Source organism: Paenactinomyces guangxiensis (assembly GCF_016055185.1).
GTDB lineage: Bacteria > Bacillota > Bacilli > Thermoactinomycetales > Thermoactinomycetaceae > Paenactinomyces > Paenactinomyces guangxiensis.
Map to the genome: position 1 here is coordinate 34,230 of NZ_JAECVR010000009.1, position 11,895 is coordinate 46,124.

10 protein-coding genes and 1 pseudogene are annotated in these 11,895 nt (G+C 44.7%); 3 read left to right on the forward strand and 8 right to left on the reverse strand.

What is annotated here, in order from left to right; all coding sequences use genetic code 11:
• Positions 1-381 precede the first annotated feature (381 nt).
• A complete protein-coding gene (locus I8U27_RS10000) occupies positions 382-732 on the forward strand; it encodes a YmaF family protein (RefSeq protein WP_181751916.1) in 351 nt (116 codons plus the stop codon).
• Between the two features lie 282 nt (positions 733-1,014).
• On the opposite strand, the gene I8U27_RS10005 is transcribed toward I8U27_RS10000, so the two are convergent.
• Together I8U27_RS10005 and tnpB are read right to left on the reverse strand one after the other, a co-directional pair.
• Positions 1,015-1,467, reverse strand: a complete 453-nt coding sequence (locus I8U27_RS10005) for an NUDIX domain-containing protein (RefSeq protein WP_181751917.1) — start codon at positions 1,465-1,467, stop codon at positions 1,015-1,017.
• Positions 1,468-1,618: 151 nt separating this feature from the next.
• A pseudogene (gene tnpB / locus I8U27_RS10010) lies at positions 1,619-2,679 on the reverse strand (IS200/IS605 family element RNA-guided endonuclease TnpB).
• Positions 2,680-3,053: 374 nt separating this feature from the next.
• Between tnpB and I8U27_RS10015 the strand changes: the two are divergent.
• Positions 3,054-3,197, forward strand: coding sequence for a hypothetical protein (locus I8U27_RS10015; RefSeq protein WP_181752037.1), 144 nt, complete (start codon positions 3,054-3,056; stop codon positions 3,195-3,197).
• 178 nt (positions 3,198-3,375) lie between these two features.
• Positions 3,376-4,311: a DMT family transporter gene (locus I8U27_RS10020; RefSeq protein WP_181751918.1), complete on the forward strand. Its 936-nt coding sequence runs from the start codon at positions 3,376-3,378 to the stop codon at positions 4,309-4,311.
• 176 nt (positions 4,312-4,487) lie between these two features.
• Here the strand turns inward: I8U27_RS10020 and menC are convergent, their stop codons facing one another.
• The 6 genes from menC to I8U27_RS10050 form a co-directional block, all read right to left on the reverse strand.
• Positions 4,488-5,603: an o-succinylbenzoate synthase gene (gene menC, locus I8U27_RS10025; protein WP_181751919.1), complete on the reverse strand. Its 1,116-nt coding sequence runs from the start codon at positions 5,601-5,603 to the stop codon at positions 4,488-4,490.
• A gap of 202 nt (positions 5,604-5,805) precedes the next feature.
• Positions 5,806-6,771, reverse strand: coding sequence for an ROK family protein (locus tag I8U27_RS10030; RefSeq protein WP_181751920.1), 966 nt, complete (start codon positions 6,769-6,771; stop codon positions 5,806-5,808).
• Positions 6,772-6,825: 54 nt separating this feature from the next.
• A complete protein-coding gene (locus I8U27_RS10035; protein WP_181751921.1) occupies positions 6,826-7,488 on the reverse strand; it encodes a YesL family protein in 663 nt (220 codons plus the stop codon).
• A gap of 68 nt (positions 7,489-7,556) precedes the next feature.
• Positions 7,557-8,828 carry a DegT/DnrJ/EryC1/StrS family aminotransferase gene (locus tag I8U27_RS10040; RefSeq protein ID WP_232345355.1) on the reverse strand — a complete coding sequence of 424 codons (1,272 nt, stop codon included), beginning with the start codon at positions 8,826-8,828 and terminating at the stop codon, positions 7,557-7,559.
• A 1-nt stretch (position 8,829) separates the two neighbouring features.
• On the reverse strand, positions 8,830-10,548 hold the full coding sequence (locus I8U27_RS10045) for a polysaccharide deacetylase family protein (RefSeq protein ID WP_181751922.1): 1,719 nt from the start codon (positions 10,546-10,548) through the stop codon (positions 8,830-8,832).
• Between the two features lie 80 nt (positions 10,549-10,628).
• Entirely contained in the window at positions 10,629-11,762 is a 1,134-nt protein-coding gene (locus I8U27_RS10050) for a GNAT family N-acetyltransferase (RefSeq protein ID WP_181751923.1), read from the reverse strand.
• Positions 11,763-11,895: the final 133 nt, after the last annotated feature.

Below are 11,895 nucleotides of genomic sequence, written 5' to 3' on the forward strand. Positions count from 1 at the left end.
CTAAAGCAATAAGCCATTGACGATGTGCCATAATACCAACTCCTTTCATCAATAAACCCGTTTATGAAACAAAACAATTGTCTTTCGTTGATTTTTAAATGGCAGATTTCGATTACCTGTATGATTTATTTAAATAAATAAATTTTTTCATTCCTATTATATCATAATATTGATAATTTTTCATTTTATTTGCTTTATGATAATCTCTTCATTTTTAAATCTATGCTCCTTACTTCACCAGTGTCAAGCCAGGCAGTACTCCCCGGCAGGCCTGTCAGAAATAGGCCTGTGATTCCAAACCAGGTTCGTCACTTGTCCGTTTCCATTGAAACTTAATTCACATATGAATAACTGTACAACCTGAAGAAAGGGGGCTTTGGTTTGAAAAAAAGTAACCCTCCTGCGCATAAACACACGTATGACATCGTTTTGATGGATCATAAGTCTCGCCACAAACATCATCGTCATAAGTACAAAGGGGCTACTTCCATCGATGTCGGTCATATGCACTTTCTTTCCGGAAAAACGGAGTCGGCGCCAAGCTTGAAAAGACATGTTCATAAATACAGAGGTACCACTACCTTTGACGCCGGGCATGTCCACCATTTCTCAGGAGTAACAAGTCCCCCGATCCACTTGCCCGACGGAAGACACTATCATATTATTAAGGGTAAAACAACAGTCAGCGGAAAGATTCCTCATCAACATTTTTACTACGGGGTTGCCAGATGAAGAATCTGCGGGATCTCCTGATCATTCAGAAAGATCCCGTTTTTTCATGAAAAGGCAGATACCTGTTCTTCTTTTTGGATTCCCTGGGAAATAATTTCAACCCGGGCCGGTCTGCTATTACCTTTATTAATTAACAATAGTTGAGATAGTTGCATTAATAATTCAAGACTTTTTCTATGATGGCATAGGTTAAAGGCAAGGAAACGGGACAAATAAAGAATAGAAGACATTCAAAAAGCCAGGCGATCAAATTCCCGGCTTTGATAAGAAACATATTTAAGACTAGCGAACAAAACTTTGTTCGGTTAAAGTTAACGCATCTTCCAGCCAGTTGGGATGCATGGGAATCATATTACACGGTAAATCATCGGGAGGAAAAAAACGGATTTCCATCGTCTCCGGTGATCGGTTGGAAAGTTGGCCTTCCAGGATTTCAGCTTGAAAATATACAGTAACAAAATGGATATTTCTACCGTCCGGGTAGTGAAAAACTTGCGATTCCGGCTCAGAATAAACACCAATCAGGCGCAGAATCCGGACCTTAAGCCCGGTTTCTTCCCACACTTCCCGAATTGCTGCATTTTTCACCGTTTCACCAGGCTCCACATGTCCTGAAGGAAGCCCCCAAAGTCCTACATCCGATCTTTTTTGCAATAATACCCGCTTATCATGATCAAATATGATCACCGCCACACCAGGCCGGATTTCATCAATGATATGCCCAGAAGATTTCATTTGTCTCTTCCTCTCACTTTCCAATGTATTGAATGAAAAACTCAAACAATTCTATGCTGAAAAGATTTTGAACACTCCCTCCACCTACGCAGACGCTTAGAGGTGGGGGATTCTTGGGTCGTCCTGACTCGTGACAGGAAGTTTACCAAGCTTACACGGTCGTCCCAACCGCAAGAATCCTTAAGCCTTCCTTCAGAATGTTGATGGACACGTTCACATCCCGATCATGGCCGGAATCACATCCGGGGCACTCCCCACTCGCGCAAATGGAGATGCTTGACGTCTTTATTTCGGAAGCCACAATGGGAGCACAGCTGGCTGGATGGGAATCGTTTCCCTACCTGGATGATCTGTCTTCCAAACCATTCAGCCTTATAGGCAAGCAGGTTGACAAACTCTGACCAGCTTGCATCCGTGATCGATTTCGACAAGTGATGATTTTGAACCATATTTTCTACTTGCAAGTCCTCTAAAACAATCGTTTGGTTTTCACGAATGATTTTAGTGGACAGTTTATGTAGAAAATCTCTACGGGCATTCACAATCTTTTCATGAATGCGATTGACTTTCAGGCGAGCTTTCCTGCGGTTTTTTCCTCCCGGTTGTCTTTTAGATTCCACGCGTTGCCATTTGGCTAACCTTTTTTCATATTTTCGGAAATATTTCGGTGCCTTCACCTTCTCTCCTGTCGACAGAATTGCAAAATCCTTAAGCCCAAGATCAATCCCTACAGCTTGATCTTTATCGACAGGTATATAGGGGCTCGCAATGCGTTCACAGAGAATGGAGACAAAGTATTTGCCTGTCGGAACCGCCGGACCGTTGCAGAAAGAATCCGGCCTTCGACTTCTCTTGATTTCGCAAACTTCACCCAACCGAGCTTGGGAAGTCTGATTCGGTTTTCTTCGACTCGGATGTTCTCAACTGCTTCTTCTTGATCTTCAAGAATCGCTTCCATGCGTCATCCAATTGTTTCAACGTCGTCTGAAGAGAAGTAGCGTCTACTTCTTTCAACCACTCCAGTTCTTTCTTGAGTACAGGAAGTTGAGCAGAACAAGCATGATAGCCCGGAATCTTGCTCTTTTTTCTATACAATTCCCTTTGAATACTTAGAAAATAGTTAAATATAAACCGGCTGCAACCGATGCTTTTGTGGATCAGAATCGCTTGTTCTCGTGTCGGGTAAAGACGGAACCGATAGACTTTGTGCACTTGATTTTCACCTCCGATCTATATCCAGTTATAACACATAGAACGTATGTTTGTAATTATTATTCTGAAAAATAAGAAAAATGAGTACAACTCATGAAGATGAGAATAAGGGTAGAAGCAATGAAAGAGGCTGTTGGTGCGATCACATCATGGAGTGATGAGTCAATGGAATCTGAAACAAGCGTCGGACTCCTAAGAGGGTTCATGCCCTCCCTTGTCCGAAGCCGATTCATCCCCCGCCTACTTTGTTGAGGTAGGAGTCTTCTCGGCTTTTTGAGAGAAATTCAAGAGGGTTTGCTTATTATCGCCCCATATCTGCCTTCGTTGAATAAGAAAGGAAATCATCATCCACATTAAGGAAAAGGAGGTTTTTTATGAGTGAGCATGAGACCCGAAGTATGGAGCAGAAGAAAAAAGAGGCCAAATCGCGAGAGTGGGATCAACAGGAAAGGGATCAGGAACGGGCGACCGGTTTTGGAAGCAAAAAATTAGAGGGCCCAGACCGTCCCTCCACTTAAGTTCTTCACACGGCTACGTGCCGTGTCTTTTATTGGTCCGGCAAAATGTTGTTCCTGGATTCGTCATCATTTATTGATTTTAATCGTCAATTTGAATACACTTTATTTATACTTTTTCATCCCCAAACCTATGATTCATTCTTTGTATGTATGTAAACAGGAGGATTCCTCTACTAAGATGAAACAAGTAAAAATGGCATACTTTCAGTTGGGATTATCGATGTCGTTTGTGGGGGCCAATGTGGCAGTAGGAAAACTGATCGTGGAAGATGTCCCTATTTTTTTATTTTCAGAAATCCGCTTTTTGATCGCCTTACTTTTTTTGGTTCCTATGCTTTTTGTCAACCGTCAACAAACTTTTCGTTTACATCACAAACAGTGGGGTTTATTGTTTCTGCAATCATTTTTTGGTGTTTTCCTCTTTAGTATCCTCATTTTATACGGAGTGAAATTTACATCTGCAACATCAGCCGGAATTATTACCAGTACGGTTCCCGCAGTGATTGGCCTGCTCTCTTTTTTCTTGCTGAGAGATAGGTTAACTTTTTTTCAGATTCTTTCTGTTTGTTTGGCAGTACTGGGGATCTCGATTATTACCTTCAAAGAGGCAAACCCTGATGGAACGGCAGATTTTGCACTGCTGGGGAATCTGCTGGTACTCGGATCAGTTGTTGCAGAATCCTTATTTACAATACTGGCAAAAAAACTCTCCGGGATTTTAACTCCGATCCAAATGGCCACTGGGGTGAATATATTCGGTTTTCTCCTATTTTTACCCTTTGCAATCAAGGATTGGTTCTCTTTTAACCTGTCCTTGATGGATTTCACCACATGGTCTCTCATCGTTTATTACTCTATCACTGCAAGTGTACTGTCATTCGTGCTATGGTATCGGGGAGTAGAAAAAGTTCGGGCAAGTGTTGCCGGTTTGTTTACCGGATTTATGCCCGTTGCGGCAGCGATCGTTGGAATTTTCATTCTTAAAGAGCCCTTGGGTTGGACTCAAGTAATTGGTATCATATGTGTCATCCTTGCTATTTTCCTGGGTACAAAAAAATCGGTTCAACCTCCATTAGAGAAAAAAGTGGGAGGAAGCATGAGAAATCCAAAATAGAATTCGTGCGACAAAAGCTGCTTTAAGATTTACCGCACAACTTGTATGATACTTGCTATTTATAATTTTGTTAAAAGCTTTGAAAGAGTGCCCTCAGGACTGGAAGCCGGTTGATCTCGATTTGGTCATATTCGGCGTGCGGTCCATCACCATTTTTCATCCCCCGCCTTTACCTGCTACCTTTTTGCAAATTCTTTTTTTGCCACTGTGTATTTATCCAGCATCTCAGGTACCGGTTGATAGCCAATTCCGGGAGTGGTCGGAATTTCAATCATTCCGTCAGGAGAAACTTCCACTTCGGGTCGAATAATATCTTCAGTCCAGTAACGGGAAGAACCGGCAGTATCACCCGGCAGCTTAAAGTTAGGGAGTGAGGTGATAGCAATATTATGGGCACGCCCGATGCCGGATTCCAGCATGCCGCCGCACCAGACGGGAATCCCATTGTCCCGGCACAAGTCATGGATTCGTTTTGCTTCCGATAAGCCGCCAACCCGGCCGATTTTTATATTGATGATACGCGCGCTTCCCCATTCAATCGCCTTGCGGGCATCTTCGTACGAGTGAATACTTTCATCGAGACAAATCGGTGTTTTAAGTTGTTTTTGCAAAGCCGCGTGATCAATAATATCGTCATGTGCCAGTGGCTGCTCAATCATCATCAGATCGAGGTCATCCAATTCTTTTAAAAGGAGGAGATCATTCAAGGTATAAGCTGAATTGGCATCAGCCATCATCGGAATATCACCGAAACGGTCACGTAACGCACGGAGCACTTGAACGTCTTTCCCCGGTTTAATCTTAATCTTGATCCGGCGATATCCCTGCTCCAAATAATGTTCCACCGTCCGAAACAGCTTGTTGATATCCTCTTCAATACCAATACTGATTCCCACTTCGATCCTCTTTTTCGTTCCTCCAAGAGCTTTCGCGAGCGAGAGATTTTGCCGTTTGGCATACAAATCCCAAAATGCCCCTTCCAGCGCGGATTTCGCCATATGGTTTCGTCGGATCGGTGCGAACAACTTACCAACTTCATCTGGATGTCCAAACGTTCCCTGCTCAAAAACCATCGGAATCAAAAAATCCTCCAGGATATGCCAGGCAGTCCCCGCTGTTTCCTCACTGTACAAGGGTGCAGTTGAAACAACACACTCTCCGTAACCGATCTCTCCATCACCATATACCTCTGTCAAAACAAAGTCTCTCTCCTGCTCTGTACCAAAACTGGTTTGAAAAGGTGATTTTAGTTTCATTTTCATTTTGCGTAGAACGATTTTTTCTACCTTCATTACATTCACCTCTCTGTATATATTTTCGCAGATGAATTCATTTCTGAATAGAACCATTTTGCAGGATCACAATGTGATGAAGAAGAGATCAACCGTTCAAAATATTAAGTGCCTGCTCCCCCTCTCGATCAGGAATGCAGGCACTTTATCGTCTCCTTACTAACGGTCTGCCCTTTTCTTCCCCGCCAGTTCACTGTTTTTTCTAAGATTCCATTCTTTGTTTTGCATAAAGAGCACTGCCGATCACACCTGCATCATCCAACAGTTCTGCGGTACGAATAGAAATCCGTTCCCAGTAACCATGATAAACAGAGTGCTCCAACTCTTCTTTCATCGGGGCGAATAATCGCTCTCCCGCAAATGCAACGCCTCCGCCGATCACAATGGCATCAGGACTGAGCAACGAAACCGCATACGAGAGACCTTTCCCCAACAACCTCCCTGTATGGCTGAGCACCTCAATTGCTACGGGATCTCCCGCATCGTAGGCACGTGTCACATCAGCCGCCGTGATGCGGGAAAGATCCTCGGATTCAAACCATGTTTGTAAAATACTGCTGCGGCCGCCTTCTATCGCTGCACGTACCTGCCTGATGATCCCTGTTGCAGAAGCGACAGTTTCCAGGCATCCCCGCACTCCGCAAGGACAGGGAGTCGACTCTCCCTCCATCGGAATATGCCCGATCTCACCGGCCATATAACCGCCGCCATAGAAAAGTTTACCCCGATCAACAATTGCAGCCGCAATTCCGGTGCCCAGTGTAATCCCAAGCACAACATCATGCCCTTTTCCCGCTCCCTGCAATGCTTCGCCAAGCGCATACATTCTGACATCGTTGTCCAGGAAAACAGGTATTTCCAGCTGTTGCCGCAGCTTGTCAGCCACAGGAACATCCTTCCACCCCAGATTGGCTGAAAACAATGAGACTCCGCGAACAGGGTCTACAAATCCGGGATTCCCAACCCCTGCCGCTAAAACCCTGCTTTTATCTATTTGTTCTTCCGCAAGCAAGGATTGGATTATTTTCCCAATTTTTTCGATCACATAACTGCTTCCCAAGTGAGCCTCTGTCGGCAGTTTACATGTACGTTTCAGGTTCCCCTCCCGATCCAACAGCCCTGTTACAATGTTTGTCCCGCCCAAATCAACACCAACTACAAAATCCATGAATAACCCCTCGCTTTTTGGGCCCATACTCGCAAAAATTCAATCGGTTTTTGATTAAACAGGCTCTTCTGCTTCCGTATTTTCCCCCTGTACTCTTTGAAAAGGGACACTCTTCCTAAACGCCTGATGCGCAATCCAGGTCATCCAAAGAGCCAATCCGCTCCCGCCAAGAAGAGGAATAAAACCGGAAAATGTGAGCAAGAAAAATATGATTCCCACACAACCAGCCAACATGAACAGACTGCGAAACAAGTGGTAGATGCTTAACATTAAAGAGTACTTCAGATATTGCCAACTTTTCAATTTGACATGTACAAACAGGGGAAACACATAGAGAAGCAACAACCCGTACATCATTGATGCGCTTAAGATCACAAGCTTCGCGATTAGATAGATTGTTCCTGGAGATGAAAAAAAGTAAAAATCTACATATAATACAATACCTATAAAAACAAGAAGAAACCCGAGAATTTGAGAATTTATGAATTCACGGCGATAGTTAAGCCAAAATGTGCGAAAGATCGGAATATCTTCTTCCCCCATCACCCATTTTCGCGTAACGGCAAACATGGAAATGGTGGCGGGAAAGATGCCAAACACCCCCAGTCCCGCCAGTGTAAATACCAGCCACAACGCATTGATATACATCAGCCGAAGAATCCATTCACATATTCGGTAAACAGTACCCATAAATCCGTCAATAATCACTGTTTTCACTTCCCGGGTCTATCTCTGAATTTTTCGGTTGCCTCCACAGAACAGGCTCCGCTCTTTTGAACCGGTTCTCACTCCTGTCCGGATTTCCGGTAGTAGGAAGCTACCTTGCGAATCCCGCTAATGATATCCTCAATGTCCTGCTCGGTAAAAAACTCACTGACTCCGAACCTTACCGCCGTTTGCAGAATCTTTTCCGCAGTGGGACATAACCCCTGATGGTACGAAACATCTGATAAATCAAAAGGAAAATGACTGTTCAGATAAGCTTGTTGCTTTTGAAATAATGGATTTAAATAAACAACCTCGGGAATATAACCAGCTTGATTGGGGATCCCCTCTGCGGCCAGCGCCCTGGAAAATTCATCCCGGGTGCAGTTCAGTTCCGCTTCATCCACTCGCATCATGTAAAACCAGTAGGTGCTCCAGTTCCCTTCATAAACATGATGAGGCTGTATACCGGGCAAATCACGAATCCCCTCTGTGATTCTCTCTCCGTATTGATGTCTTTTTTCACAGATCCAGGGGAGTTTCTTCAATTGGGCAATTCCTACCGCACCCTGAAGCTCGGTCATGCGGTAATTGGGAGCCAGATGGGAAAGATCGCGTGCCACATGACCTCCAAACCGTTGATAGTTTTTATCGGCAAAGGCATGAACAACGCGGAAGTCTTCCTCTTTTCCCGAATTGACGGTGATAATGCCGCCATCTCCGGTAGATATATGTTTAAAATCATTGGTACTAAAACAACCGTAGTCACCGATGGTACCTACTAACCGTCCCTTGTACCGGCAAAGAAAACTCTGGGCACAATCCTCAATCACTATCAAATGATGCTTCCGTGCAATCTCCATAATCGGGTCCATATCACAGGCATTCCCTGCCAGATGAACAACCACAATCGCTTTGGTTCGGGGAGTAATCCGGGACTCAAGCGATGCCGGATCAATATTGTAAGTCCGGGGATCCAGGTCCGCAAACACAGGAATGGCGTTTTGATAAAGAATTCCGATAAGGGTCCCCTGGTCAGTGATCGGACTTGTGATCACCTCATCACCCACTGTTACTCCGGCCGCCCCCAGTGCCACGTGGATTGCGGCAGTTCCCGAGGAGGCGGCTACACTGTATTTTACACCATACATCTCGTTAAAATCATGTAAAAATTGTTTCACCTTTTTTCCGGAATGATAGAAGAGGGTATTTTGCTCAAGTGCCTCAATCAGCTCTCTGGTCTCTTCCAAACCAAACCGTTTTCCCGTCCCGAACGGCGTTGTTTTTACCTTTGGTCCGCCATGGATCGCTAACTGATTTGCATTCATCTGATGAACCCCGCTCTCTTTCATTTTATACCCATCTCCTTTGTTTTGCCTGAACGGTGACCACTTTTTTTGCACACCGGACACCAAAACGCATTTGGGCGGAATCTGATGGCTCCGCCTCATTCTCATCCGGAAGAGGAACCCACACCACCACATCGCTCAAATCTGTTTCGCTTTGCACCAGGATATGTCCGTCACCGTCACACTCTTCAATTCGTATTTTTCTTCGGGCCCGTTCCCAATCGTTTATTTGCTTTCCGGTCCAAAAGACAAACCCCCGCTGTTTTGCCTCACGTACCACTTTTCGCAATGCATGTCGGACCGGTTTCTGATTATAAATATGGACCGGATGGAACAGGAAATGGGCGACTCCACCGACTTTTTCCACTTGCTCGAGAAAGGGACCAATCACGCTGCTATCCGCCAAAGTCCTATGGTCTAAGTCCTGAGTGAGAAAACTGATTTCCAATACATCATAGATGCGGTTTTGCTCATCCGACCATCCCACGGGAAAATAAGGGTGACAGGTACCAAATAAGAATCCGATATTCCCTTTTTTACTGGGCCCTCTCGTTTGGTCTGAAAGGATTCCGTATGTTTCACACCAGCGAAACAATTCTCCCCAGCCTTCAAACCGGGTGTAATGGTTTTTGTTTGAAGTTATTTTTTCCATGCCAACCGCAGTTTTTAACCATTCAAATTGGCGCCGGAATTCAGCTTCTTCCCACTTTCCCTGATCATGATGAACCGCGTTATAGTGAAATGCCAGTTCATGCCCTTCTTGTTCAACACGTTTGTAAATATGGGCACTATAGCCCGGTTCGATAATGCACCATGTCGCCGGCGTATCACATTCTCCAAGAACGTCAGCTGTTACTTCCGCCGATTCATCAGTATTGTGGTCACTGTCAAGGGAGATCATAGCCACATGGGAAATTCCATCAGGCCAATAACCAATCACAGGCAAAGTTAAACCTCTTTCCACCACTCTTCTCAAAAGGTGTCCGATCAGCACTTCTCTCCATAAATCGGCATAGGCATGGGCAAAATACGGGGCTCCGGTGCCCGTCTTTTCACGGTCCAACTCCCAATCCATTTCTATCGCATCATCTGCTTTTAAAATCCCGTCATCGACAGGGCCCGTCCCGTCCAAGGCAGGAATGCCGTCCTCAATGACAGGTCCTGCTCCTTGTTGAAATTTGACAACCGTTTCAGCGATATCGACTGCCCAGCGGTCAATCACTCCCTTGCCCACACGAAATTGCAATAATGCTGCACCAAGCGTGTCCCCATCCGGGTGATCTTTTTTGATTTTCCCGATCTCTCCGGGAACATGATCACTTGTTGAAACAGCCAGCCATGGGGAAGCTTGCAAATAGCGCAAAGGCTTTTGATCCGCAAATTTGGCCGGGAGCATCGCATATCCTTTACCAGCCGGTCCCCGGTCTGAATAGCCAAGTTTGTCTGCTAAGCGGGACAATCCCATGAACGAAATCACAACCCCCCCTTCTTCAGCAAATTTCCAAATTTCTGAAGCTGTTTCCTCCTCTTTGCCATCCAGGGCAACCACTAAAACATCCAGCCCTTTTTGTGATATTTGTTCAGCCCGGTCAAGCCATTGAAAGGATATTCCAGCATGTCCCAAAATCTCACCGATATAAGTTTGAAACACATTAAGACCATTTTCCCACCTGCGCTTTGCTGCTTGTCTGTCCAACAGAACACCTACATGTGCCAGTCTCATCAAAATGTCTCCTTTTAAATAATGTGTTTCTTCCTTATTCCCGTCAAATCCTGCAGGATCATACTTGTATTATACTTGTATTATATAAAACATAAGTTACAATCATCAAATTTTTTTGACTTAAATACAGCTGCCAGTTTAGACATAGTTAAGACCGCCCGTATTTGATCAAACACCAGCGATACAAAGGATCGGGAGTCTAAAATGGCATGATGTCCGTCCAATTCAATTTCCACATTCTTTTTTCCTGATGCTTTTAGTTGCAGACGTTGGGTGACTGAATCGCTTTTCTCATGCAAAAAAGGGCGGATTTGCCGGATGAACCGTTCAAAATCAACGATATGAACAGTTCCCAAATTCTGATCCCGGGTTTTTTTCGCCGGGGCTAAAACTTTCGCCAAAGAAGTTTCATGCCAAGGAACCGGGACCTCAATTCGTGATACCTGATACTTTTGGGCTGCATAAGCCAGCAATTGTCCAATGGAATCTCCATCTCCCCCCCATTCAACAGCCATCGCGTCACTGTTCTGTTGCGGATCGTTGGGCAGGCCAAGAACCAGAAATGCTTTCAACCCTTCATTTGCCCCGGCAAGCAAAACTTTATGGTGCATTTTCATGCAGCTGGCCATGGCTTGTGACCTCATTAATGCGGCTAAATCCCAAACGCTTTGTTCATAACGGATGATCCGCTTTCTTGCCAGTTCGCTGATATCAAACCAATCTGCAGCTGTCAGTTCCCGGATCTCACAATCGCTGTCAGAATGATTTTTAACAATGGCTTCCGCAGATTCTGCTTCAACGGAATAACGCATAACAGTTCCAAAGCGAAAGCAATTGGCTCTGGTGTAGAGCGGGCCATATCCGGATACCAGTAACAGGGATGCCCCCGCCCTGTCCGCATGAGCCAGAATATGATTCAATATTTTGCTTGCATACCCTTTCCCCCTTGAAGCAGGTTCTGTGCAGACGGAACCGATGGAAAAAACGTTAAGACTGGCAGCACCAATATGAATGATCGCAGGTACCAATCCGATAAACGAAACCATTTTCCCATTTTTAAATGCTCCGTATGATTGCCGAAGGCTTAAAGAAAAAACCTGGGGAAAAGCTAATTCCATGGAGCTCTGGTCTGAACTCCGAAATGTTTGGTTGGAAAGCTGAACCGCCTCCTCAAATTCATCGCTATTTAACATCCGAATTTCAATCTCTGCCATTGTCATCCCGTCCCTTTTTGGAATCTGTAAACGATAGCGGGATAAATCCTGTATGTAACCTGTTTCTTTTTAAGGGTACCACTGGTATTTTGACTAGTCAATCCATTTGCAGTTTTGGGACCAATTTGTTTAA

Excerpts from the sequence above, each read along its gene's own strand:
- I8U27_RS10020 (WP_181751918.1), top strand. The coding sequence starts at position 3,376 with ATGAAACAAGTAAAAATGGCATACTTTCAGTTGGGATTATCGATGTCG.
- I8U27_RS10050 (WP_181751923.1), bottom strand. The coding sequence starts at position 11,762 with ATGGCAGAGATTGAAATTCGGATGTTAAATAGCGATGAATTTGAGGAG.
- I8U27_RS10005 (WP_181751917.1), bottom strand. The coding sequence starts at position 1,467 with ATGAAATCTTCTGGGCATATCATTGATGAAATCCGGCCTGGTGTGGCG.
- menC (WP_181751919.1), bottom strand. The coding sequence starts at position 5,603 with ATGAAGGTAGAAAAAATCGTTCTACGCAAAATGAAAATGAAACTAAAA.
- I8U27_RS10045 (WP_181751922.1), bottom strand. The coding sequence starts at position 10,548 with ATGAGACTGGCACATGTAGGTGTTCTGTTGGACAGACAAGCAGCAAAG.
- I8U27_RS10015 (WP_181752037.1), top strand. The coding sequence starts at position 3,054 with ATGAGTGAGCATGAGACCCGAAGTATGGAGCAGAAGAAAAAAGAGGCC.
- I8U27_RS10030 (WP_181751920.1), bottom strand. The coding sequence starts at position 6,771 with ATGGATTTTGTAGTTGGTGTTGATTTGGGCGGGACAAACATTGTAACA.
- I8U27_RS10040 (WP_232345355.1), bottom strand. The coding sequence starts at position 8,828 with ATGAAAGAGAGCGGGGTTCATCAGATGAATGCAAATCAGTTAGCGATC.